At 63.2% G+C, this 21,931-nt stretch carries 24 protein-coding genes and 1 pseudogene; 20 read left to right on the top strand and 5 right to left on the bottom strand.

Annotated features, from left to right (window positions below; all coding sequences use genetic code 11):
- The first annotated feature begins 279 nt into the window (after window positions 1-279).
- Window positions 280-1,302, top strand: a complete 1,023-nt coding sequence (locus tag MEU52_RS21665) for a hypothetical protein (RefSeq protein ID WP_238123941.1) — start codon at window positions 280-282, stop codon at window positions 1,300-1,302.
- A 73-nt stretch (window positions 1,303-1,375) separates the two neighbouring features.
- Here MEU52_RS21665 and MEU52_RS21660 read toward each other — a convergent pair whose 3' ends face one another.
- Both MEU52_RS21660 and MEU52_RS21655 read right to left on the bottom strand, forming a co-directional pair.
- Complete coding sequence (locus tag MEU52_RS21660; protein ID WP_238125029.1) at window positions 1,376-1,771, bottom strand: GNAT family N-acetyltransferase; 396 nt, start codon at window positions 1,769-1,771, stop codon at window positions 1,376-1,378.
- A gap of 161 nt (window positions 1,772-1,932) precedes the next feature.
- The gene (locus MEU52_RS21655; RefSeq protein ID WP_110372392.1) at window positions 1,933-2,244 is read right to left on the bottom strand and encodes a type II toxin-antitoxin system TacA family antitoxin; all 312 of its coding nucleotides are present in this window, start codon (window positions 2,242-2,244) and stop codon (window positions 1,933-1,935) included.
- A 334-nt stretch (window positions 2,245-2,578) separates the two neighbouring features.
- Between MEU52_RS21655 and MEU52_RS21650 the strand changes: the two genes are divergently transcribed.
- Window positions 2,579-4,711 carry a ParB/RepB/Spo0J family partition protein gene (locus MEU52_RS21650; RefSeq protein WP_110372393.1) on the top strand — a complete coding sequence of 711 codons (2,133 nt, stop codon included), beginning with the start codon at window positions 2,579-2,581 and terminating at the stop codon, window positions 4,709-4,711.
- A gap of 266 nt (window positions 4,712-4,977) precedes the next feature.
- Here the strand turns inward: MEU52_RS21650 and MEU52_RS21645 are convergent, their stop codons facing one another.
- Window positions 4,978-5,415 (bottom strand): hypothetical protein, encoded by a 438-nt coding sequence (locus MEU52_RS21645; RefSeq protein WP_238123942.1) that lies wholly within the window; start codon window positions 5,413-5,415, stop codon window positions 4,978-4,980.
- Between the two features lie 95 nt (window positions 5,416-5,510).
- Between MEU52_RS21645 and MEU52_RS21640 the strand changes: the two genes are divergently transcribed.
- The gene (locus tag MEU52_RS21640; protein ID WP_110372395.1) at window positions 5,511-5,780 is read left to right on the top strand and encodes a helix-turn-helix domain-containing protein; all 270 of its coding nucleotides are present in this window, start codon (window positions 5,511-5,513) and stop codon (window positions 5,778-5,780) included.
- 847 nt (window positions 5,781-6,627) lie between these two features.
- Window positions 6,628-6,939 (top strand): DUF736 domain-containing protein, encoded by a 312-nt coding sequence (locus MEU52_RS21635; protein ID WP_110372396.1) that lies wholly within the window; start codon window positions 6,628-6,630, stop codon window positions 6,937-6,939.
- A gap of 118 nt (window positions 6,940-7,057) precedes the next feature.
- Here MEU52_RS21635 and MEU52_RS21630 read toward each other — a convergent pair whose 3' ends face one another.
- The gene (locus MEU52_RS21630) at window positions 7,058-7,342 is read right to left on the bottom strand and encodes a type II toxin-antitoxin system RelE family toxin (protein WP_110372397.1); all 285 of its coding nucleotides are present in this window, start codon (window positions 7,340-7,342) and stop codon (window positions 7,058-7,060) included.
- Entirely contained in the window at window positions 7,332-7,577 is a 246-nt protein-coding gene (locus MEU52_RS21625; RefSeq protein WP_110373169.1) for a type II toxin-antitoxin system Phd/YefM family antitoxin, read from the bottom strand. The genes MEU52_RS21630 and MEU52_RS21625 overlap by 11 nt, the downstream gene beginning before the upstream one ends.
- Before the next feature lie 443 nt (window positions 7,578-8,020).
- Between MEU52_RS21625 and MEU52_RS21620 the strand changes: the two genes are divergently transcribed.
- From MEU52_RS21620 to MEU52_RS21545, 16 genes and pseudogenes are all read left to right on the top strand, one after another.
- Window positions 8,021-9,217 (top strand): DUF932 domain-containing protein, encoded by a 1,197-nt coding sequence (locus MEU52_RS21620; protein ID WP_110372398.1) that lies wholly within the window; start codon window positions 8,021-8,023, stop codon window positions 9,215-9,217.
- A gap of 294 nt (window positions 9,218-9,511) precedes the next feature.
- On the top strand, window positions 9,512-9,748 hold the full coding sequence (locus MEU52_RS21615) for a transcriptional regulator domain-containing protein (RefSeq protein ID WP_337927675.1): 237 nt from the start codon (window positions 9,512-9,514) through the stop codon (window positions 9,746-9,748).
- Window positions 9,669-10,310 carry a DUF2285 domain-containing protein gene (locus MEU52_RS21610; protein ID WP_238123943.1) on the top strand — a complete coding sequence of 214 codons (642 nt, stop codon included), beginning with the start codon at window positions 9,669-9,671 and terminating at the stop codon, window positions 10,308-10,310. The genes MEU52_RS21615 and MEU52_RS21610 overlap by 80 nt, the downstream gene beginning before the upstream one ends.
- 115 nt (window positions 10,311-10,425) lie before the next feature.
- Window positions 10,426-10,656, top strand: coding sequence for a helix-turn-helix transcriptional regulator (locus tag MEU52_RS21605; protein ID WP_110372399.1), 231 nt, complete (start codon window positions 10,426-10,428; stop codon window positions 10,654-10,656).
- Window positions 10,657-10,665: 9 nt separating this feature from the next.
- Window positions 10,666-11,529: a replication initiator protein A gene (locus tag MEU52_RS21600; RefSeq protein ID WP_110372400.1), complete on the top strand. Its 864-nt coding sequence runs from the start codon at window positions 10,666-10,668 to the stop codon at window positions 11,527-11,529.
- A gap of 337 nt (window positions 11,530-11,866) precedes the next feature.
- On the top strand, window positions 11,867-12,502 hold the full coding sequence (gene parA / locus MEU52_RS21595) for a ParA family partition ATPase (protein WP_110372401.1): 636 nt from the start codon (window positions 11,867-11,869) through the stop codon (window positions 12,500-12,502).
- Complete coding sequence (locus tag MEU52_RS21590) at window positions 12,499-12,774, top strand: ribbon-helix-helix protein (protein WP_110372402.1); 276 nt, start codon at window positions 12,499-12,501, stop codon at window positions 12,772-12,774. The genes parA and MEU52_RS21590 overlap by 4 nt, the downstream gene beginning before the upstream one ends.
- The gene (locus MEU52_RS21585) at window positions 12,771-13,241 is read left to right on the top strand and encodes a DUF2840 domain-containing protein (RefSeq protein ID WP_110372403.1); all 471 of its coding nucleotides are present in this window, start codon (window positions 12,771-12,773) and stop codon (window positions 13,239-13,241) included. Before MEU52_RS21590 ends, MEU52_RS21585 begins: the two co-directional genes overlap by 4 nt.
- Complete coding sequence (locus MEU52_RS21580; protein WP_110372404.1) at window positions 13,238-13,789, top strand: S26 family signal peptidase; 552 nt, start codon at window positions 13,238-13,240, stop codon at window positions 13,787-13,789. Before MEU52_RS21585 ends, MEU52_RS21580 begins: the two co-directional genes overlap by 4 nt.
- A gap of 33 nt (window positions 13,790-13,822) precedes the next feature.
- Window positions 13,823-14,152 carry a DUF736 domain-containing protein gene (locus MEU52_RS21575; RefSeq protein WP_110372405.1) on the top strand — a complete coding sequence of 110 codons (330 nt, stop codon included), beginning with the start codon at window positions 13,823-13,825 and terminating at the stop codon, window positions 14,150-14,152.
- Between the two features lie 241 nt (window positions 14,153-14,393).
- Window positions 14,394-15,101, top strand: a complete 708-nt coding sequence (locus MEU52_RS21570) for a lytic transglycosylase domain-containing protein (protein WP_210206325.1) — start codon at window positions 14,394-14,396, stop codon at window positions 15,099-15,101.
- Window positions 15,102-15,323: 222 nt separating this feature from the next.
- Complete coding sequence (locus tag MEU52_RS21565; RefSeq protein WP_110372406.1) at window positions 15,324-17,288, top strand: relaxase/mobilization nuclease and DUF3363 domain-containing protein; 1,965 nt, start codon at window positions 15,324-15,326, stop codon at window positions 17,286-17,288.
- Between the two features lie 176 nt (window positions 17,289-17,464).
- Window positions 17,465-18,139, top strand: coding sequence for a hypothetical protein (locus tag MEU52_RS21560; protein WP_170146979.1), 675 nt, complete (start codon window positions 17,465-17,467; stop codon window positions 18,137-18,139).
- A gap of 515 nt (window positions 18,140-18,654) precedes the next feature.
- Window positions 18,655-20,661: a conjugal transfer protein TraG gene (locus tag MEU52_RS21555; RefSeq protein ID WP_110372408.1), complete on the top strand. Its 2,007-nt coding sequence runs from the start codon at window positions 18,655-18,657 to the stop codon at window positions 20,659-20,661.
- Complete coding sequence (locus MEU52_RS21550) at window positions 20,658-21,161, top strand: CopG family transcriptional regulator (RefSeq protein ID WP_110372409.1); 504 nt, start codon at window positions 20,658-20,660, stop codon at window positions 21,159-21,161. The genes MEU52_RS21555 and MEU52_RS21550 overlap by 4 nt, the downstream gene beginning before the upstream one ends.
- 43 nt (window positions 21,162-21,204) lie before the next feature.
- Window positions 21,205-21,810: pseudogene (locus MEU52_RS21545) on the top strand (ATPase, T2SS/T4P/T4SS family); the annotation flags it as partial.
- Window positions 21,811-21,931 lie beyond the last annotated feature (121 nt).

The raw sequence follows: 21,931 nt of genomic DNA, 5'->3' as shown, positions 1-21,931 counted from the left end.
CTCCAGCACCAACCGAACCGCGCGGGCACGGACCTCGGCGGAGAACTTGTTCGTCGTCTTGCTCATCGTGGCTTCAATCTCTCAGGAGTGGAAGCCTCCGACAATCCCGGCGCGGTTCAGACATGTGCCTGACGCTCCCCGACCCCCTACCTCGGTTGCGCGCCTCGCCGTCAATACAGCGGTCGCGCTCGGCGTGTTTCTCTATGAGATATATAGCGCACCCATGCAAACCCCAGTGTCGAGCACATCTGCAGAGAAACCGAGACCGTGGAATCGCCAATGAATGAGCGATCGCAGGAGGATTGGCTCGGCCACGACGAAAAATATGCGCTTATCGGCTTGAGCGTGAATTTGGAAGATGGCGTCCCGCGGGGGGCTATGATGCCGAACCTGTCGTTTCTGACCGACGCGAATTTTCAGGTGCCACCACTATGGCAGGAATGGCTTGGGAGCGTCCGTTGTGAGGAGATCAGCGGTTGCAACTTGTTCTTATTGAGCACCATGAAATCCAAGAAGGCAGCGGTTCTCGATGCTGAGAACCAAATACTCCAAAGTCGGGTCTGGTCCTTCTATGTCGGCCTCCTCATGACCTGCCTCTTTTCTCCGGCACACAAGCCCAATTTGCTCACGGGTGCCCGCGAGGGTGGGGAGATTGGCATTTTCGAGCACAGCGAATTGGATTTCCCACCTCCTGGCATGATCGTCCCCTATCCCTCCATTTCCGGGGCCAGTCTTAAGGCCGCCGCGCAGCTTGGGGAGCACTTGGTCGCCTTCAATGCGACCGACGTGCCCGGGGGACGCTGGCGCCTGAACCGGATTCGACATCTCTTCGTGGAAACGAAGGCGCAACGAGAGCTGCTCGACCGGATCCACCAGTTCACCCGCTGTATCGATGGCCTGATCGTAACGCAGCCGGGTTATGGATCGAAACAGTTCAAGAGCCGTACTGAGTTGTTTGTCGGGTCACGCCATCATGTGCTGATGGGCGAGATCTACGATGTACGGAGCAAGGTGGAGCACCTCCGAGAGCACCTTTACCTTGAGGAGTTTGATCGCGAAGCTCGACTCGAGCTCGTCAAGAAGGAAGCCGTCATCGAATTTGTGGCGCGCAAGGCTCTCGCCCGCATCATGGGCGATCCCAGGTTATGGCCTTATTTCGCCAACACGGCAGCGTTGGACCAATTCTGGGCGTCAGCCGAGGATGAGCGACGGAGGATCTGGGGGCCTGCCATAGACCCGCTCGATGCCCTGAAGGATTTCAATCCGTCATACATTCAGGACAACGAGTTGGGCGGTCCATGACGCATGCGATGATCGCCCAGCCTCCTCGGTGCGGATACGCATCGGCACGATAGCTGATGCGTGAAGCAAAGGGTCACGCTTCCGAAAATAGTCCCTGTAGCGTCTCGATCGGCATCATCATGGTCCGTTCGCCGAGCGGGGAGAGAATAAATCCGTGCCGCTGGTAAAAGCTCACGGCCGCATCGTCGATTGCGTGAGCTACGACAGCTCGAACGCCGGCGATCTCGGACGCGGCCAAGCAGCGCCGTAGCGCATCGGCGAGCAGATCGGTGCCAAGCCCCATTCCCTGATACGCTTGATCGACTGCCAGACGACCGATCAGCAGCAAGGGAATTTGCTCCGGCATACCCCGGCGCAGCTTGGCGCTCGGGAGCGCGATCCGCTCTTCCATGGCGGTCGAGATGGCATAATAGCCAGCGACGCGCTTCGGGGTGTCCCTGTCGCAAACCACATAGGTGCGCGCCGACATCCCTTCACTGGCAAGGGCTCGATCCCGCAACCAGTCATCGAGAGACGGATGCCTGCCGTTTCGGAACGCCCCGACATCGTGATCGCCGGCCAACCGCTCCGGAGGGTCAACGCGTAGTCCTTGGGGCCGCTTTTGGCTTTCCTCTCCCTTGCCGGCCGGCATCAACGCGCCCAGACGGGCTTGCGCTTCATCCGTGTACGAAGTTCCTCGGCCGGCTTGGCCGGAGCATCAAGCAGCGCGAGGAAGGCCACATGCGCCGCATCATCAAGAAAGAAGCTACGCTGGTCGAGAATGGCTTCCTCCGCTTCCCGACGGGCGCTGTCCAGCATGAATTCTGACAGCTTCTGTCCGCGCAAGTTCGCAGCCCGACTTAGGATCGCCTTCGTCCCCGCCGAGGCGCGGATCTGGATGAGATCGTCTTTCCGAGCAGCATCACGTTTGCGGCCATTCTCCGAGCGGGCTGATTGCACCATCGGAACGCTCCTATTTCAGGAGCCGGACATTGAAGATTTGCCATGACAATGTCAATACATTTTGCTTCGATTTAATTCCTACAGCCTGACTCGGGGAGCGAGGGGACTTTCCCCTCGCTCCCCCGCCAACGCCGCCTGCGGACAGAGCGGGGCCGCCCGCTCGCAAGACGGTGTGCAGCAATTACCGCCTGAACCGATCCGATCCCGTCTCGCTCGCCGCGCAGCCCAGCTCCGCTCGCCGGCATTGGCCCCCCTCACTCCCGCGCGCTCACGCGCCCCCGGAAGGCATGTCGAGGGACATGCCTTCGGCATTGACGGAGAAAGGATCGGAACAATGGCAAGGATTGCGAAGAAAGCACAAACCGTCATCGAGGCGGCGGCGGATCAGATGGATGCAGTCGGCGCGAGCACTAATGCGGAACCGACCGTGGTCGCTGCGAGCGGCATGGAGATATTCGTTCCGCTCAACAAGTTGAAGAAGTCGCCGCGCAATGCGCGGAAGACCCCGCACAGCGAAGCGATCATCGAGGCGCTGGCCGCCAGCATCGCGGTCAAGGGCCTGCTGCAAAACCTCGTCGTGGAGCCCGAGCTTGACGCGGCGGGCGAGCTCACGGGCAGCTATTTCGTGACGGTGGGCGAAGGCCGCAGGCTGGCTCAGCTTCTCCGCGTCAAGCGCAAGGAGATCAAGAAGACTGAGCCGGTGCGCTGCGTCATCGACACGGCGAATGACCCGCACGAGATCAGCCTTGACGAGAACGTCACCCGCGAGGCGATGCATCCGGCCGACCAGTTCGAGGCGTTCCGCGAGCTCGCGGAAAATCGCGGGTGGGGAGCGGAGGAGATCGCCGCCCGCTTCGGCGTGACGGCACATGTGGTGCGCCAGCGCCTCAGGCTCGGCGCTGTCAGCCCCAAGCTGTTGCAGGTGTACCGCGACGGCGGCTTGAACCTCGATCAGTTGATGGCCTTCGCCATCACCGAGGACCACAGGCGGCAGGAGCAGGTTTTTGCGAACCTCTCCCACAACCGCGAGCCGTGGATCATCCGCCGCGACCTCACCAAGGCACACATTCCGGCAACGGATCGCCGGGCGATCTTCGTCGGCCCGGAGGAGTACACCGAGGCGGGCGGCACGATCCTGCGCGACCTGTTCACGGAGGATCGCGGCGGCTTCTACGATGATGCCGCGCTTCTGGACCGGCTCGTCACCGGGAAGCTGGAGCGGATCGGCGCCGAGGTTCAGGCGGAAGGCTGGAAGTGGGTCTCGGTCCACATCGACTATCCCCATGCCCACGGCCTGCGCCGCGCCTATCCGCAGCCGGTGGAGCTTTCCGAGGAAGATGCCGCCGCCTATGCCTCTGTGCAGGAGGAATACAACCGGCTGTCGGAGGAATGGGACGGCGCGGACGAGCTTCCCCCGGAGACGGACGAGCGGTTCGGGGAGCTTGAAGCGGAAATCGAGCGCATCGACGCGCTGCGGCGCGCCTATGACCCCGACGACATCGCGCGCGGCGGCGTCTTAGTTGTGCTCGCCCATGACGGCAGCGGCCGCATCGAGCGCGGCTTCATCCGCCCGGAGGATGAGAAGCCGGAAGCGGAAGAAGCCGAGGACCACGCAAGCGCCGCCACCGAGGACGGCGAGCAGGACGAGGACGAGAACCGCGTTTCCGCCCTCGACGTGGAGGACGAGGACGCCGGGGATGCGGGCAAGCCGCTGTCCGACCTTCTCGTGCGCGACCTAACGGCCCACCGCACGCTCGGCCTGCGCCTCGCCCTTGGCGAGCAGCCGGACATGGCGTTGATCGCTGTCACCCATGCTCTCGCCGCGCAGACCTTCTATCGTGGCTCGGAAGCCGCCTGCCTCGAAATCCGCCCGAGCAGCCCGCATCTCGGCGGGCATGCGGACGGCATCGAGGACACCGCCCCGGCGAAGGCGCTGGCGGATCGCCATGCCGGCTGGCAGGCGGATATGCCGCGCGACGTGGCGGACCTGTGGGGCTTCATCGCCGCGCTGGATCAGGCGAGCGTGCTGGCGCTGTTCGCGCATTGTGCTTCGCTCACCGTCAATGCGGTGAAGCAGCCTTGGGAGCGCAAGCCCCGCGCCCATGAGACCGCCGACAGGCTGGCAACGGGGCTCGCCCTCGACATGACGGCACATTGGACCCCCACCGCGCGGAGCTATTTCAGCCGCGTAACCAAGGCGCACATTGTCGCCGCCGTGCGGGAGGCCTTCAGCGACGAGGCCGCCGACCGGATCACCGGCCTGAAGAAGCAGCCCATGGCGGAAGCCGCCGAGCAGCTTGTCGCTGCCACCGGATGGCTTCCCGCGCTCCTGCGCACCGAGCGGCCGGCTTGGCTGGATGCCCCGGAGGCTAACGCCGGAGCGGTCCTGAATGCGCCGACCGCAACCGATCGTGACGATACCGGCACGGTCGAGGACGGCGCAGCCTTCAACCACGCCGCCGAGTGAGCCCCACGGCCGGAGCCGCTTCGGCGGTTCCGGCCAGTCTCTCGACAGCATCGAGAATTTTCCGGCCGCGCCGGTTCGGCGCGGCCGGAGACCTCGACTGCATGACAGCAGGGATCCCCATCATGAAAACCTATATCGAGCAGCGGGCGATGCCGGCATAATCGTCACCTGAAACCAAGGCCGGCGCGGCGTGATTACAGACGCACCGGATGCCGGACGGATGCAATGATGATCGCTCCGTTTCCTGAAATCCGCAAAAACGGATTTCAGACGGCCTTGACGATGCCGACCACAACGCCCGCTACAGCACCGGCCTCGTCGGCAAACGGCAGATAGAGCCGGACGATGCGCGCGGACCCACCCGGAACCTGCACCTGGTCTTCCATCATCAGCGTGCGCCCGGACGCGAGAACGATGGCCGCCTCATTGTCCGCATCCGCGCTCGACGGCGTGAGCCCGCCGACGGGCTCGCCGGCCAAAGCAACTCCATAGAGCCGATCGACATCCTTGCCGCTGCGCTCGATCCTCAGCGTCTCGTCCGATTCGGACGGGCGCCGGATCACGACGATCACATCATCCAGATCGGCCAGACGCTCGGTGATATTCCCAGCCAGCGGCATGGCCGCGCCTTCACGGCGCGCAAGCCAGACGCGATAAAGCTGACCTAGCGCTGGATGTCGGTCCGCCAACAATCGAGAATCCATGCTGGAATCCGTCGTGCCAAGGCTAACCAGATTTTCTGGTTATCTGTATTTCGGTTTAATTGATCTGCCGGTTTCGTCAATGACCGGCAGGGCATATGCAAAAAACGCTTCGCTCGCCAAGGCATTTGCGTCTGGTTCAGCTCATCGTCGACAAGCGCCGGGAAGCCGGCATGAGCCAGTCCGATCTGGCCGAAGCGCTCGGCCGATACCAGTCCGTCGTTGCCGCTATCGAATCCGGCGGCCGTCGCATCGATGTCGTCGAGTTCCTTGAGCTGGCCGAAACGATCGGCTTCGATCCCCATGACGTCATCCGCGAAGTATCTGCAATTGCGCCGAAGCGTAAAGCGAAGCGAAAGACGTTATGATCGAACATCAGTGCAATTTTCACAACGCTAACACATTCTCACCACCTATATTTCTGAGATGCTAGGCGTCGCCCTTCGGGCCGGGCTCTACGCGCCTCCTGCGGTGGCTTCCGAAGCCCCTTGCGGGTCTTCGCCTTCGGTAACGATCCCTGACGCAAGGGGCAGCGACGGCGGGCATTTCCCACGATGAAGCTCCCGCTTTCGCGGTGCTCCCCCTGTGACGGCCGGCGTCACTCGGCAAATCGGGATGGCGGGAGGGGATGAGGACGATCTTGCCCTCCGATGTCGGTCTCGACCGTGCCCGCATTGCATCGAACGGAGCCGGGAAAGCCCGTATCGTCCGGGCACTTGAGGAGGCGAGGCAGCCACGGCCCTGCACGGGAGCAATGTCGTTTCTTGCACGCCGCCCCGAACTCGTTGGCAGGCAAGGAGTCGAGAGGGTTCAGCCCGCTCTCATTGTCGCCGGCCGATCGTCAGGGAGAACCGATCACTTCGCCCCGCCGGTGAGGCTGAGGGCCTGTCCGGCCCTTTCGGAGAAGCCCTTGGCGGTGAAAGCGTCGTTCCGACTCCAGCTATCGGGCGATTCCTCCGGTCCAGCTGTCTGAAGCCACGTCCATCACGTCCTCGATAGGCAGGGGTCTGACCGAAGACCGGCGACGCGGGCGTCACCTCGATCTTGAACCCGCAACACGCCGCCTGCGGCTTTTTCCCGCCGCCGGCCAGGGCCGGCTTTGCACCGCGAAGCGAAAAAGTCCTCGCCGGATGTTGCGGGCCGATCGTCCCCGGTCTGCCGACCCCCATCGAGGCCGCGATGGGCGCGGCCCAGTCAGCAGAAGGAACCACCGCAATGGCCACCATCGGCACTTTCACCACCACCGCCAAGGGCTTCAAGGGCGCGGTCAAGACCCTGAGCCTCAACGTCAAGGCAGTCGAATTCGTCCCCGCCGAAGGCGACAACGAGAAGGGGCCGGACTTCCGCATCTTCTCCGGTGCCACCGAGTTCGGAGCGGCGTGGAAGAAGACCTCGCGCGAGGGCCGCGACTACCACTCCGTCAAGCTGGACGATCCATCATTCCCGGCTCCGATCTATGCGAGCCTGGTCGAGACGGAGACTGAGGGTGAGTTCGCACTCATCTGGTCCCGCCGCGCCGCCGAGTGACACCGGCCGCCACAGGGGGAGCCCCGCGAAGCGGGGCTTCGCCATGTTCATGTCCGCCGCCGCCCGAAGGAAATACGGCGAGCCGTGCTCCCTTTGCCCTGATCGGCTGTGAAGCGTCCTAACGGCGCTTTTTCGCCGCCTCATACACCTCGGAATGCTCGCGCTTCCCCACGGCGACGACGACCACCGTGACCCTTTCATCCTCGACGCGATAGACCAGCCGATAACCGGCCGAGCGCAGCTTGATCTTGTAATGATCCGGCATGCCGCGCAGCGCGTCGGCCTGCACATGCGGTTGGCTCACGCGCTCCGCCAGCTTCTTCTTGAACTGCTCGCGCAGCGTCGCGCCGAGCTTGTCCCATTCCTTGCGCGCGGAGGGCAGGAACTCCAGCCTATAGGTCATCGAGGCTGACCGGCACGCCCTTCTCGTTCGCGCGGGCCTTGGCGATTTCGACGAGCGCCTGATCGTCGAGCGCGTCCATCATCGCCTCATAGGTATCGGCTGGCACCATATAGGCCATGACCCGGTTGTGGTTCAGGATCGCGACCGCGCTGCCCCGCGCACCGTCGACGATGGCGGTCGGGTTCTTCTTCAGGTCGGAGACGCTGACGGCAATTTCGGCTTCCACGCGCTGCATGGCCTCGTCCTCGAATAACGGCATCGAAATCAGGTCTGATTTCGATATTGAATTTCGATCTATATAACCCGTCTCCGCGACGATTGCGAGAGGCGCACGGCCATCGGCCGGGGCTGACGAAGGTTCCCACAGCCTGCATCGAGTATGGCGAGCTGCGCTCCCTTTGTCCTGATCGGCCGCGGCCGGAGCCTTGCCGATCCTCGGGGGAGCCAAGGGGGACTTTCCCCTTTCTCCCCTCAAGTGCCGCCTGCGCGATGGCAGGGCCGCCGGCTCGCAGGACGGACGATATCCGTCATCCCGCCGATCGTCGCCACCGTCCCGCTCGCCCTGGCAGCCCGGCCATGCTCGCCGGCACTTGTCCCCTCCCATCCCTGCGCGCTCACGCGCCCCCGGAAGGCATGCCGGGGGACATGCCTTCGGCATTTACGGGAAAGGACAGGACAATGAACATCATCGCCAGCAGCCAGCACGGCCAAGCTGTGAACAGCGGTTTTCGCGTCGACATCTCGCACGGCGAGCGGATCGGCCGCGTATCGTCGGAATGGTTCTCGCGCCCCGACGATGAGCGCTTCCTGTCGCTCACCGAGCTTTACGATGCCGTGAAGGTCCGCGCGGATCGCGCCACCGCCCGCACCGTGGAGAGCCGCGCCGTGCGCGTGGAGGCGAGCCGGGAGGATGCGGAGCGGCTTTCGCTGATCGTCCCCGGGCAGGAGGCCCCCATTGCCCCGACCCATTGGAGCTTCGGTCAGTTGTGCAGCCTTGTCGGCGCGCCAGCCACCTATATGCGCCAGCTTCCTGCACCGCTCGCCGGCATCAACCTGCAGCACGGCTTGCTGTCGCACCGCGCCGAGCTTGTGAAGACGCTGGAAACCGAAGACGGACGGGTTGAGCTTCGCGCCGTGACCGGCCCGGACTATGGCCGTATCTGGGACCATGAGCTTGTCGCCGCCGTCATGAAGATCGCCGGCAACGGCACCGGCGACACCATGTGGAAGGTGCCGGGCATGCTGGACTGGGCGACCATGATGCACAATCCCTTCGTGGACATCACGAAGGACACGACCACCCTCTATGCCAGCGACCGCGACGTGTTCTTATTCCTCGTGGACGACACCCACCCCATCGAGGCCGGGCGCCTGCCGAACGGCGAGCCGGATTTGTATTTCCGGGGCTTTTACTGCTGGAACAGCGAAGTCGGATCGAAGACCCTCGGCATTGCGAGCTTCTATCTCCGCGCCGTGTGCATGAACCGCAACCTTTGGGGCGTGGAAGGTTTCGAGGAAATCAGCATTCGGCACAGCAAGTTCGCGGCGCAGCGCTTCGCCCATGAAGCGGCCCCGGCGCTGACGAGCTTCGCTAATTCCTCGCCCGCGCCATTCGTCGCCGGGATCAAGGCGGCCCGGGAGAAGATCGTCGCCCGTACGGACGAAGACCGCGAGAGCTTCCTGCGCAAGCGCGGTTTCAGCAAGGCCGAGACCGGCAAGATCATCGAGACGGTTTTGCAGGAGGAAGGTCGCCCGCCCGAAAGCATCTTCGATTTCGTGCAGGGCATGACGGCGCATGCCCGCGCGAAGGCGCATCAGGACGGTCGCCTTGAACTGGAAGCGAAAGCAAAGACCCTGCTGGAGAAAGCCGCATAACCACAGATGCCGCGCGGTCGGTCCATCGACCGTGCGGCTTTCCGTATCCGGAATTTTCCTCCGATCCGTAAATCCGGGTCGGCGGCGCGGCCGCGCCTCGACAGCACGGCCGCGGCTCGCCGGGCTCCGCCCGGCTCGCAAGTCATAATTGGAACGGCCTCAACTATCCGAACAATTGCCATCTGCAATCGTCCTCTCCCGACGATGCACGACACCTTAACTTTAGCCGCCTCATTTTGGGGACACGGTGCGTGCTCTTGAGAACAGAAGCTTTCCGAAACACACGGAGGAAACATGCCCCACACGCAAGACTGGATGGCCAACGCCGCCTATCTCTACATCCTCTTTCTCGACCGTCCGGCTGTCGCCTGGGAGCACCTGCGGCGCAATCCCGGCTATCGGAACGACTGGCGCCGCTTTGGCACGAAGCGGCGTCCATCGTTGAGCGCACATGCGCAGAATTGGGGGTTACGATTTCTTCGAGAACCCAAAACACGATGCGCGCGACGCGCTGCCGTTCTGGCGGCCTGATCCAGACATTGCGCTGCCGATCGTGCCGGACGAAGACCCGGAGGCTGCTGCACCGGTCTTCGACTTCTGGACCTTTCCCGGCCGCAAGGCGATCGGCCATGACGGCGGACGCCTCGCGCTGAAACTCACCCGGCGCGGCCGCTCCTGGCATGTCCATATCGCCGGCGCGCTCGACGCCACCATGCCCTTCACCTTCGCGATCGCACCGGACGACCGGGCCGATGCCCGCTTGCGCGAGGCCAAGGAGCTGCTGGCCGTGATCGCCGGCCGCCCAGCTGGGCTTGCCAGCCGGCGCGGCTCGGCCGAACCGATCATCACCATGCAATCCTTGCAGGCCCTCGATGGTCATCTCGCCGGAGCCAGCGAGCGCGAGATCGCCATCGCGATCTTCGGCGCGCGCATCGTGAAGGAGAAATGGCATGGTGACAGCGAGCTGCGCGCCAGGGTCCGCTATCTCGTCCACCGTGGTCGCGCCCTCATGAACGGCGGCTATCGCCGTTTCCTCTGGGGTGCGACCGCGCGTCGAGCCGGCGAATATCCCATGCCCGCCGCCGCCCCGTGAGGGAGAAAGCCGACCGGCCAGGATTCTCCATACGCAGCAGGACAGGCTTTCCCCAAGCTGCCTCCCAACCGCTGGACCGGGCTTCGCTCGGCCAGCCTGAGACGGAGGCAGCTTCATGGATCGTCCCGAATCCAAACCGGCCAGCCGCTACCTCACCAATGAGGAAGCGGCCGCCTATCTCAAGCTCTCGCCACACACACTGAACAAGAAGCGCGTCATCGGCGGCGGACCGAAGTTCCGCAAGCTCGGCTCCCGCGTCGTCTACGCGATCGACGACCTCGAAACCTGGATCGAGGCGCGCGCCTGCAGCACCACCTCCGATCCCCGCTACGCCCAAGCCCGCTGACGGCAACGCATGCCGGCGCGCAGACGCATATCCGAGCGCGACCAGCTCGAACTGTTCCGATCGCGCCCCGGCGACATGGCGACCCGCGACTCGCAGGATCTCATGGCCTATCCCTTCTTCTCCCTCGCCAAGTCGAAGCGCGTCCAGCCGATCAAATTCGAGGCCGGCGACGTCCGCATCCACGTCGAGGCTCCGACCGAGTTCGGCTTGGCCACCATCTGGGACGCCGACATCCTGATCTGGGCCGCCTCGCAGATCATCGACGCCCGCGATCTCGGCCTGCGCACCTCGCGGCTGATGGCGACGACCCCCTATGAAATCCTGACCTTCATCGGCCGCGGTACATCCGTCCGCGACTATCAGCGCCTCAAGGCCGCGCTCGACCGTTTGCAAGCCACCACCGTCGCCACATCGATCCGCCAGCCATCCGAGCGGCGCCGGCATCGCTTTTCCTGGATCAACGAATGGAAGGAAAGGCTCGATCCCAAAGGCCGACCGCTCGGCATCGAGCTGATCGTGCCGGACTGGTTCTACGAAGGCATTCTCAACAACGCCCTGATCCTGACCATCGACCGCAACTATTTCGATCTGTTCGGTGGCATCGAACGCTGGCTGTACCGGCTGGTGCGCAAGCATGGCGGCCGCCAGCCCGGCGGCTGGAGCTTCGATTTTCATCATCTCCATGCCAAGTCGGGCAGCCTCTCGCGCTTCTCGAACTTCGCCTGCGATTTGCGCGACATCGTGCGCCGCCAGCCCTTGCCTGGCTATCGGCTGCGCATCGACCGGCTCGACAACGGCCGCGAACTGCTCGTCTTCGCGCCGGCCACACCGCTTCTGTCCGCTCGTTCAAGGGAGGCTGTGGAAAGGCTGTGAATAGTCTCGTGCTATCGAAGGCGTTCGGACTCGTGCTATCGGGGGCACGGCACTCGTGCCATCAAAGGCGCAAATGCGCGTTAAGCAATTGTGGCGCTTTGCAAAAGCCACCCCCTAACTTATCTAATATGGAATCTAACTTTCTTTATTTATCTAGCGACGATGTTGATAATTACGACAAATTTAAACTGACAACGTACGATTATATATCAAGTTATACGAATAAGTACGCTTATGAGAAATCCCATACGATCGTCGCTCAGCCTATCGCGCCAGCGCGCCCCCAAGGGCGACTAATACCCGGATATGACGCCCCTACCTGCTTGGAGGGCGCGTCATGATCGTGGCGCTCCTCAACCAGAAGGGTGGCGTCGGCAAGACGACGCTTGCCACCCATCTCGCCGGTGAGCTGGCGGCCGCTGGCGCGCGTGTCGCCGTCGTCGACGCCGATCCGCAAGGCTCGGCGCTTGACTGGTCGCAGCGGCGCGCGGAAAGCGGCCTGCCGCGCCTGTTCGGCGTTCTCGGGCTGCCCCGCGAGACGCTGCATGCGGAAGTTCCTGACATCGCCCGCGGCGCTGATCACGTTGTCATCGACGGCCCGCCACGCGTAACCGCGCTGGCGCGTTCCTCGATCCTCGCCGCCGACCTGGTGCTGATCCCGGTCCAGCCGTCGCCCTATGACGTCTGGGCGAGTGCCGAGATCGTAGCGCTCATCGGCGAGGCGCGGCTGTTCAAGCCGCAGCTCCGCGCCGCCTTCGTCGTCAACCGCCGCATCGTCGGCACCATCATCGGCCGCGACGTGCGCGCCGCGTTGCCGGAGGGCTTGCCCGCGCTCACCGCCGATATTGGCCAGCGCGTCATCTTCGCCGAGAGCGTCGCCACTGGCCGTCTGGCCCGCGAGTTGGAGCCCGGCGGCGCGGCCGCACAGGAGATCACCGCGCTCGCTGCCGAGATCATGGGAGGCAGCTCATGAGCGGCAAGCGCGTCACCTTCGGCGCGAAACCCGCCGCACCCACAGTCGATGCCTGGGTACAGCAGGGCAACGACGTCGAAATGGCCGTTCGGGCAACGCCGCCGGCTTCGGCAGCGAAAGCCGAGATCTTCACCGCGCGCCTTACCATCGACGTGACGCCGGAACTGCGCGGCCGCGTCAAGGTCGCCGCCTTCAAGCAAGGCGTCACCGTCGCCGAAATGATCCGCGCGCTGCTCGAAACGCGCTTTCCCGAAGGCGGAGCAGACGCATGACCACGCGCCGCTACACGAGCGTCCTGGTCGTCTTCGAGCGCGACCGCATCAATGTCCGGCTGCGCTTCGGCAAACCGGTGTGCGAGCGCCAGATCGATCGTCGCAGACGCCTCGCGATGTTCACTCCGGGTAGCACGTTCGCGCTATTGCGCTGGGAGGCGAACGCTTATGGCACGACCCTCTCCCATCTCGCCATCATGCGCGCGGTTGCACCGGGTGAAACGTGCTGCATGTGGCCATATGTGCGTCCCGGCGCGAAAATACTGCTCTTCGTCGCCGGATGGGGTCAGGTCGAGCGCGCCTTGAAGGCGGTCGACACCGTCGAAGCCCTCGGCGTCGCCCCCACTGACGCCGCGCCGGAATATTGGCAGCAGGTCCACAACAGGCTGTGGGTGCATGAGACACCGCGCGCCTATTCGCAAGAACAGCATGACGCCTGGCTCCGTCGCCGGGAGCTGTTGTCATGACGGCACGTGGCCTCTTCTTGATGATGACAGCCAGCGGTGTGCTGCTGATCGCAGCACCCGTCTGGTCGGGGCACGCGCCGCGCTTCATCTGGAATGCGTCGGCAAGTGTGCCGGTCGGCCTCTATCGCGTCGAGCCGGCAGACCGGATCGCGGTCACGGACCTTGCCATTGTCATGCCGCCGGAACCGCTCGCCGGTTTCCTCGATGCCCGCGGCTATCTTCCGCGCGGCGTGCCGCTCTTGAAGCGCGTGCTCGCGCTCGCAGGCCAAACCGTCTGCCGTGAGGGCTTCGACATTATCGCTTACGGCTGGCGCTACGGGGCGGCTCGTGAGCGTGACAGTCGTGGCCGACCACTGCCTGTCTGGCAGGGCTGCCGCATCGTCCCGAGCGACGCCGCTTTCCTCATGAACTGGGATGCGCCGGACTCATTCGACAGTCGGTATTTTGGCCCGCTTCCCCTCTCTTCCATCGTCGGTCGCGCGGTTCCGATCTGGACCACCGACGACGACATTGATCCGGCTTCAGAGCCGGTTCCCGACGAGCCATAGGCGGCTCGTGTCCGACCCCAGAAGGAGTGTGCCATGCCGCAGATCGGGACTTTCAAGAAGACGAAGGACGGCTTCACCGGCCGTATCCGGACGCTGACGCTCGACGCCGAGCTGGTCATCAGGTCGGCTGAAAATGCGGACGCCGAAAATGCGCCGCACTATCGCATCTTCACCACCGACGATATCGAAACCGGTGCTGGTTGGAAGCGCACCGGCGAGAGAGCCGGAGACTACCTGTCGCTCGCCATAGACGATCCGTCCTTCACCCAGCCGCTCCGCGCTCACCTGTTCCAGTCGGAAATCGACAACGCGACTTGGAACCTGCTCTGGACACGCCCATCGAAGCGTGATGAGCGGACCTGATGTCATGTGTGGGTCGCGCGAACTGGGATTGACCCTTATCCCTCTGATCCATGGGAAACGGGATCATCCCTCCGACCCGATCGCTGGCCAGACAGCCACCGCGCGCAGTGAAGGCCAGGGGCGGTCGCTTTGCGGCCGGCAACGCCTCGCCCTTGACCGGAGCGAGGACGGTGGCAGGCTGTCGGCGCTCGGACAAGGAGCATGGTGCAAAACGTCGTCGCGCTCACCTCTACGGCGCGTCATGCAAGCGATCATCACCTGTACGCTGATGATGATTTCCGGCGCCGTGGCCCGAGCGGAACCTGCGTCCTCATCGCCGCCTGAGAAAGCGCCCGCGAACCATCAACTATCGGCCGATCCGTGGGCTGCACAGATCGCCGAAGCGGCACAACGTTTCGACATTCCGGAGCAGTGGATACGCTCCGTCATGGGTGTCGAAAGTGACGGCGAAACGCGCGTAGTGTCAGCGAAAGGTGCGATCGGCCTGATGCAGATCATGCCCGCCACCTGGGAGGCGATGCGCAGCCGATACGGGCTCGGCGACGATCCCTTCGATCCGTATGACAATATCACCGCTGGTGCTGCCTATCTGCGCGAGATGTACGATCGCTACGGGGCGCCGGGATTCCTCGCCGCTTACAATGCAGGGCCGGCGCGCTATGAGGAACACAAACTCCTCGGTGTGCCGCTTCCTGATGAGACGCGTGCTTATCTCGACAAGCTCGCATCGATCATCGGCAGCCCGGTTCCGAGCCTCTTCGCGGGTTCGGAGACGCGCACAAACCGCGGTCCGGATGCACCACTGTTCGCGGTCGACGCGCGGACGAAATCCACCGTCGGTTCACTCCCCTCTCGACCATCTGCTGGCGCGCTCTTTGTGACCGTCAAGCCACGCGTCGAATACGTCGAACCAAACGACAGCGACAGCTCCGACGTGCAGCAGAGGTGATCCCATAGCCACGATGAAGCACGGATGCGGAGCGCTAGGGGGCGCAGGGCAAGATAAAAGGGGACGGCACGCGCCTGTCCCGAAGTTCTTGTCTGCACGTCGGTTGGGGCGGCACGCGGCGGATGAGCCCGCGTGCCTATAGAATCATCAAGCCATTGTTTATGCGTGAGCTTTCGCGTGCTTCATCGCATGGGCTTGTACAGGATTGGTGGGAGCGCCGCCATGCCAGATCGTGACGACAACCGCTTCCGGCCAAGGGTCTCGCCACCAAAATCGCGTGGCCGAGCAAGGACGCCGAAGTTCACCGCACGCGTTCTTAAGGCGGTTTCCCATTCTGGGTCGATAAGCGACCGGTCGTTCCGTTCCGGGCAGGCGCGTTCCGGCGCCCGTCTCGGCCGCGGCCACGTCGCCGCGAAGTTCGCTGGTCAGTCCCTGCAAGACAGTTCTCGCCGCGTGGTCATCAAGACCCGCTTGGTCAAGCTGGAGAAGGCCGGTGCGCGCTCGACCATCACCCATCTACGCTATATCGAGCGCGACGGCGTGACCAAGGACGGCAGCAAGGCCCACGCCTATGGTCCCGGCACGGACAAGGCCGATACCACCGCTTTCGAACAGCGCGGCCGCGAGGACCGACATCAGTTCCGCTTCATTGTCTCGCCGGAAGATGCAGTCGATCTTGGCGATCTGAAAGCCTTCACTTGCGATCTTATGGGCCGCATGGAAGCCGATCTGGGAACCAAGCTCGATTGGGTGGCGGTCGATCACTGGAACACCGACAATCCTCACACTCATATCGTACTGCGCGGTCGCCAGGATGACGGATCGGATCTGGTCATCGCCCGCGACTACATCGCCGACGGCATGCGCAACCGCGCCCGTGAACTGGCAACCGAATGGCTCGGTCCCCGCACTGAGATGGAAATCCGCAACTCCATGTTGCGCGAGGTTGAGCAGGAGCGCTGGACCCGCGTCGACCGGATGATCCAGCATGAGGCGGACGCGGGTATTGTCGACCTGGTTAGCGAGCCGCCCGACGCCCAGGCTCGCTTCCGACGCACGGTGATGATCGGTCGGCTCCAGCGGCTCACCGAGATGGGCCTTGCCGACCGCACTGGCGGTTGCGTCTGGGCGCTTCACGACGACGCCGAAACCGCCTTGCGTGCCATGGGCGAGCGCGGCGACATCATCCGTACCATGCAGCGCGTCATGTCCGGCGAGAAGCGTGAGCTGGTCGTGCTCGACGCGATGTCATCGCAGACGCCCGTCATCGGTCGCATCGTCGACAAGGGACTGGCTGACGAACTCTATGATCGCGCCTATCTCGTTGTCGACGGGATCGATGGCCGGGCACACTATGTTCCGCTTTCGGTGAGCGCCGATCTCGAGGCCCTTCCGATCGGCGGTATCGTCGAGACGCGCGCGGTAGTGGAACGCGGGGCGGACAGGACCATCGCCAGCCTCGCTGTTGACGGCGTCTACCGCGCCGAACAGCATCTTGCGGTGGAGCGCGCCGAAGCCAAGCCAGGATACGATCCGGAGAGCTTCGTCGCCGCACACGTCCGTCGACTCGAAGCCCTTCGCCGGGTCGGGATCGTCGACCGTATGGACGAAGGCGTCTGGCGCGTGCCGGCCGACCTCGCCGAGCGCGGTAAAGCTCATGATGCCCGCGGCCTTGGTGGTGTCGATGTCGAGCTTCGATCACATCTGCCGCTTGATCGACAGACGCGCGCGATTGGTGCGACTTGGCTCGATCGGCAGCGCTTTGGCGACACCTCCGCACTCGCGCAGACCGGATTCGGCGCCAGCGTTCGAGAGGCCATGCGCGAGCGGGAGAACTTCCTCGTCGATCAGGGCCTGGCCGAGCGGCGTGGGCAGCGTGTGTTGCTCGTCCGGAATCTGCTCGCCACGCTGCGCGATCGGGAAGTCGAAACCGCTGCCAGAAAGATCGTAGAGGAGACCGGCCTGCATCATCGTGCCGTGCGCGACGGAGAACACGTCGGTGGCATCTATCGCCGCTCCGTCATGCTCGCCAGTGGTCGCTTTGCGATGCTGGACGACGGCGTGGGATTCAGCCTCGTGCCGTGGCGTCCGGTGCTGGAAAAGCGCCTTGGCCAGACGGTCGCTGGGGTTGTTCGTGGCAATAGCGTCTCGTGGGAATTCGGGCGGCACAAGGGTCTGGGAATTTGACGTCAACCTTGACGCCGAGCCACGCGATGACCATCTTCGACGTGGGCTTGCCACCTTCGACCTTTCGCCGGGTCAGACGGCCTAAATATTGATCCTCATGCCACCTCTCATCGATCCTTGCGGATTGGGCTGGCTGCGTAATCGGCGAACTGCTCGAGCCCGCAACCGAGGACTTGATGATGAGATTGGAAATCACCGCAAACGATGTCGAGGACATGAAGGCAGAGCTGCGTGCGACTCTGCCGGAGGTGAAATCGTCGCATAGGATCGAGGCTCTTGCTCGGGGCCTCGGGTGGAACACCAATGCCGCCATGAGGGCGAGCCTCGCGAATGGCTCAGCCGAGGTTTCCACCAACGAAGGAGCCTTCTTGGGCTATCTCCAGGAGCACGGTTTCGATTCCGAACCTGGACGGCTCGCACGCACTTTGGCCAAGGTCGGCATTCGCCGTGCGATGGCGCAGGAACCGTTCCTCACTCAATTCGGCTACAATGTTTATCGCGGCCGCTCAAAGACCCCTGAGGAGCGCCGGGCCGAGTTCCTGGCAGACCGAGCGTCAATGCTGGGCGATCACGCCGCCGATGAATTCATCCAAGCATGCCGCTTTCTATCGCAGTTCAGCAAACGTAAGACGATCAACCGCAAATCTTCTAGCTATGGTCTGAAACATCAGGCTGAGCGTTTCGGGGATTCACGGCATTCGCGTGGTTATGTCGCGAATGGAATGCTGATCGCAGCCGCCTTAGCCCTTGGCTTCAAAGTCCAGCAGATCGATCCCGATTCTCCAAATGCATGGTTCAATATCAGCTCCAAGATGACGAACGACGGAGCAAAGCTGGCGTTGGCTGCCTAGCCAAGCGTGCGATTGAGCACAGCTCAATTTTATCGTCATTGGCGCTTTCAATTTTTATTGAAAGCGCCAATGACGTCGATCAGAAGCGCGGGGCCGTGATCGATCGGATGAGTCAATGCGACGTCGGGAATGTCGACACGGCCTCTAAGCTAAGCGGTGTACATCCCCGCTTGCGCCACCTATTTTGGTGCGCCGCACCAATCGCTATCGGAGCAGAATCCTTCCGCACATACTAGAAGTAGAATGCAGGTACTGTATTGCATGGCTGTATGCTGTTTGGCTCTGACGCACCTTGGTGCATAAGATATTTCTGATTGTTTACGTGACTCATTGCCGCAATACTAAATTTCCGCCAGTAGTAAGAAATGGTAAGGAGTGGGGCCGGATCGTACTTAGATCATAGTTGCTGCTGTCGCGCGCAAGAATGGTCTTTGACTTAACCCCTTCAAGCAACAAGCCTTATGCCTTGTCGGCCGTTCGCACGGCCGAAAACTGCGGCTTTTGCAGGAGCGGGAATGACACCGACGAAGGTGTTGATCGGTCAGATGCTGGTGGTGTTCGGCATCGCGCTTGCCGGCACCTGGGCCGCCACGCAATGGGTCGCCTTTGAGCTCGGCTTCCAGCGACGGCTTGGAGAGCCCTGGTTCCTGATCGACAACTTGGCAATCTACTACCCTTGGCGGTTGTTCGAGTGGTGGTATGTTTACGATGCCTATGCTCCAGACGTTTTCCAAACGGGGGGTACGATCGCTGGCGGCAGCGGCGTCATTGCCGCTCTGTCCGCCATCATCGGTTCCGTCTGGCGAGCTCGGCAGTCGAAGCTCGTCACCACCTATGGCTCCGCCCGCTGGGCCGATAAGACGGACATCACAGCGGCGGGCCTGACAAAGCCAGCCGGCGTCTTTCTCGGGCTCATGGCCAGCACCTATCTGCGCCATGCCGGCCCCGAACACATCATGGCGTTTGCGCCGACGAGAAGCGGCAAGGGCGTCGGGCTCGTTGTGCCGACGCTGCTGTCATGGCCGCATTCTGCCGTCATCCATGACATCAAGGGGGAAAATTGGACGCTGACCGCCGGCTGGCGCGCGCAGTTCTCCCATTGCCTCCTGTTCAACCCGACGGACCCGAGGAGCGCTGCCTATAATCCTCTCTTGGAAGTCCGCAGAGGTGTGCACGAGGTCCGCGATGTCCAGAACATTGCGGACATATTGGTGGATCCCGAAGGTGCGTTGGAGCGGCGCAATCACTGGGAAAAGACCAGCCATTCGCTTTTAGTCGGCGCCATCTTGCATGTCCTCTACGCCGAAGAGGACAAAACGCTCCGCGGTGTGGCCAACTTCCTCTCCGATCCGGCTCACCCGTTCGAGAGGGCCTTGTGGTCCATGATGACCACGGCGCATCTCGGGGAGCCTGGCCCGCACCCCGTCGTTGCCAGCGCCGCGCGCGAGGTGTTGAACAAGAGCGAGAACGAGCGCTCCGGCGTGCTCTCGACCGCCATGTCGTTCCTCGGCCTCTATCGCGACCCGACGGTCGCGACCGTCACATCGCGCTGCGATTGGCGCATCGCCGACTTGATCGCCGCCGATCATCCGGTCTCGCTTTATCTGGTCGTGCCGCCTTCGGACATTTCGCGCACCAAGCCGCTTATTCGCTTGATCCTCAACCAGATCGGCCGCCGGCTGACAGAAAGCCTCGACGGCTCGGACGGTATCGCCCGCAAGCACAAGCTGCTTCTCATGCTCGACGAGTTTCCGGCGCTCGGCCGGCTGGACTTCTTCGAGAGCGCCTTGGCCTTCATGGCCGGCTACGGCCTGCGCTCCTTCCTCATCGCGCAGAGCCTCAACCAAATCGAAAAGGCTTACGGGCCGAACAACAGCATCCTCGACAACTGCCACGTTCGAATCGCCTTCGCGACCAATGACGAACGCACAGCCAAACGCATTTCGGACGCGCTCGGCACGGCGACGGAACTTCGCGCCCAGCGCAACTATGCCGGCCATCGCCTGTCACCCTGGCTGGGACACCTCATGGTATCTCGGCAAGAGACGGCCCGCCCGCTCCTGACGCCCGGCGAGGTCATGCAGCTTCCCGACACTCAAGAAGTCATCATGGTTTCCGGCCATCCACCTGCCAAGGCCACCAAGATCCGATATTTCACCGACAGCAATTTCACTTCGCGCGTGCTGCCGGCGCCGGTTCTCTCAGACGATGGATATGCTGATCGGCCGGTAGCGCGAACGGACGATTGGACCGGCCTTCCGCGGTCGAAATCTTCTCTCCCCGCTTCTACGGGCGCACAGGCATCGGCCGTGCCCGTAGAAGGCGGACATCAACTCGTCCCGGAGCTCGACAAAGCCGAAGTCATACGTCTGCATGATGGTCGCGATGACGATCTGTCCGTCCTCGACGATGAGACAGATAACCCCGTCACACGCGACGGTAAGCTTCCCAAACCGGACCGGCAGTTCCGGCGCGTGGCGCGTCTGGCCTCGCTCGATCCCGATGACGGGATCGCGCTATGAGCAAAACCCGTCTCAACATCTTCATCGAGCCCGACCATGCCAAGCGACTGCGTCAGCTTGCAGCCCTCAAAGGTGAAACGAAATCAGCGATCGTCGCGGCCGCGCTCTCTTCCTATCTTTCTCCCGATGGTGCCGACCGGCGAGAGGCGGCGCTGGCCTCACGCCTCGACCGACTGTCGAACCAGTTCGGCCGGCTGGAACGCGACCAGACCATCCTGATCGAGACCCTGGCGCTATACATCCGCTACACGTTGTCGGTTTCAGCTCCGCTTCCAGAGACGCATCAGAAGGCGGCTCGCGCGCAGGGGCGCCTACGCTTCAACCAATTCGTCGACCAACTCGGCCGCCACTTGCAGCGTGGCGGCAGCCTCGTTCGGCAGGTCCATGAAGAAATCTTCCCTGATGAAGGTCGCTTCTTCGGCCTGGCCGACGACAACGAGGATCAGGGGTCCGCCGGATCGGAAGACCACGATGCCGAGGCGGCGCCGCATGACGGATAGGCCGCGCTCCCCGTCCCGGATCGTCAGCGATCGTCAGGTCCGCATGCTGCGCAGCGCCATGGGGCCGGCGATCATCGCCGCGCTCGACGATCCGGACGTCGTGGAAGTCATGCTCAATCCTGACGGAAAGCTTTGGATCGACAGGCTCGGCTCGGGCCGCGAGCCCACGGGCGCCATCCTCTCCCCGGAGGATGCCGCCCGCATCATCAAGGTCGTGGCGAACCATGTCGGCCTCGAGGTCAACCGCGAGCATCCGATTCTCTCCGCCGAGTTGCCGGAAACGGGTGAAAGGTTCGAAGGCGTCTTGCCGCCCATCGCCGTCGCACCGATCTTCGCCATCCGCAAGCGGGCCGCCGGCGTCATACCGCTGGCCCGATATGTCGCCAACGGCATCTTGACCGAGGTGCAGGCAGAGTTTCTGAGGAGCTCGGTTCTCGACCGACGGAACATCATCATTGCCGGTGGAACGTCGACGGGAAAGACCACCCTCGCCAACGCCCTGCTCCAAGAGATCGCGGCCACTGGCGATCGCGTCCTGGTGCTCGAAGACACGATCGAGCTGCAATGTGTAGCCGACGATCATGTGGCTCTCCGGACAAAGGCCAATACCGTCTCCACCGCCGATCTGGTGCGTTCCACCTTGCGGCTTTGAACCGCGCCGGGATTGTCGGAGGCTTCCACTCCTGAGAGATTGAAGCCACGATGAGCAAGACGACGAACAAGTTCTCCGCCGAGGTCCGTGCCCGCGCGGTTCGGTTGGTGCTGGAGCA

The sequence above is a fragment of the Xanthobacter sp. NM-25 genome (genome assembly GCF_022138605.1).
Classification (GTDB): domain Bacteria; phylum Pseudomonadota; class Alphaproteobacteria; order Rhizobiales; family Xanthobacteraceae; genus Xanthobacter.
The sequence above is the reverse complement of the archived record's forward strand: the minus strand, read 5'-3'. Positions and strand labels throughout refer to the sequence as shown.

Bases quoted from the DNA above. Each gene is read 5' to 3' on its own strand.
- MEU52_RS21665 (WP_238123941.1), top strand. From the start codon at position 280: ATGAATGAGCGATCGCAGGAGGATTGGCTCGGCCACGACGAAAAATAT.
- MEU52_RS21660 (WP_238125029.1), bottom strand. From the start codon at position 1,771: ATGTCGGCGCGCACCTATGTGGTTTGCGACAGGGACACCCCGAAGCGC.
- MEU52_RS21655 (WP_110372392.1), bottom strand. From the start codon at position 2,244: ATGGTGCAATCAGCCCGCTCGGAGAATGGCCGCAAACGTGATGCTGCT.
- MEU52_RS21650 (WP_110372393.1), top strand. From the start codon at position 2,579: ATGGCAAGGATTGCGAAGAAAGCACAAACCGTCATCGAGGCGGCGGCG.
- MEU52_RS21645 (WP_238123942.1), bottom strand. From the start codon at position 5,415: ATGGATTCTCGATTGTTGGCGGACCGACATCCAGCGCTAGGTCAGCTT.
- MEU52_RS21640 (WP_110372395.1), top strand. From the start codon at position 5,511: ATGCAAAAAACGCTTCGCTCGCCAAGGCATTTGCGTCTGGTTCAGCTC.
- MEU52_RS21635 (WP_110372396.1), top strand. From the start codon at position 6,628: ATGGCCACCATCGGCACTTTCACCACCACCGCCAAGGGCTTCAAGGGC.
- MEU52_RS21630 (WP_110372397.1), bottom strand. From the start codon at position 7,342: ATGACCTATAGGCTGGAGTTCCTGCCCTCCGCGCGCAAGGAATGGGAC.
- MEU52_RS21625 (WP_110373169.1), bottom strand. From the start codon at position 7,577: ATGCAGCGCGTGGAAGCCGAAATTGCCGTCAGCGTCTCCGACCTGAAG.
- MEU52_RS21620 (WP_110372398.1), top strand. From the start codon at position 8,021: ATGAACATCATCGCCAGCAGCCAGCACGGCCAAGCTGTGAACAGCGGT.
- MEU52_RS21615 (WP_337927675.1), top strand. From the start codon at position 9,512: ATGCCCCACACGCAAGACTGGATGGCCAACGCCGCCTATCTCTACATC.
- MEU52_RS21610 (WP_238123943.1), top strand. From the start codon at position 9,669: ATGCGCAGAATTGGGGGTTACGATTTCTTCGAGAACCCAAAACACGAT.
- MEU52_RS21605 (WP_110372399.1), top strand. From the start codon at position 10,426: ATGGATCGTCCCGAATCCAAACCGGCCAGCCGCTACCTCACCAATGAG.
- MEU52_RS21600 (WP_110372400.1), top strand. From the start codon at position 10,666: ATGCCGGCGCGCAGACGCATATCCGAGCGCGACCAGCTCGAACTGTTC.
- parA (WP_110372401.1), top strand. From the start codon at position 11,867: ATGATCGTGGCGCTCCTCAACCAGAAGGGTGGCGTCGGCAAGACGACG.
- MEU52_RS21590 (WP_110372402.1), top strand. From the start codon at position 12,499: ATGAGCGGCAAGCGCGTCACCTTCGGCGCGAAACCCGCCGCACCCACA.
- MEU52_RS21585 (WP_110372403.1), top strand. From the start codon at position 12,771: ATGACCACGCGCCGCTACACGAGCGTCCTGGTCGTCTTCGAGCGCGAC.
- MEU52_RS21580 (WP_110372404.1), top strand. From the start codon at position 13,238: ATGACGGCACGTGGCCTCTTCTTGATGATGACAGCCAGCGGTGTGCTG.
- MEU52_RS21575 (WP_110372405.1), top strand. From the start codon at position 13,823: ATGCCGCAGATCGGGACTTTCAAGAAGACGAAGGACGGCTTCACCGGC.
- MEU52_RS21570 (WP_210206325.1), top strand. From the start codon at position 14,394: ATGCAAGCGATCATCACCTGTACGCTGATGATGATTTCCGGCGCCGTG.
- MEU52_RS21565 (WP_110372406.1), top strand. From the start codon at position 15,324: ATGCCAGATCGTGACGACAACCGCTTCCGGCCAAGGGTCTCGCCACCA.
- MEU52_RS21560 (WP_170146979.1), top strand. From the start codon at position 17,465: ATGATGAGATTGGAAATCACCGCAAACGATGTCGAGGACATGAAGGCA.
- MEU52_RS21555 (WP_110372408.1), top strand. From the start codon at position 18,655: ATGACACCGACGAAGGTGTTGATCGGTCAGATGCTGGTGGTGTTCGGC.
- MEU52_RS21550 (WP_110372409.1), top strand. From the start codon at position 20,658: ATGAGCAAAACCCGTCTCAACATCTTCATCGAGCCCGACCATGCCAAG.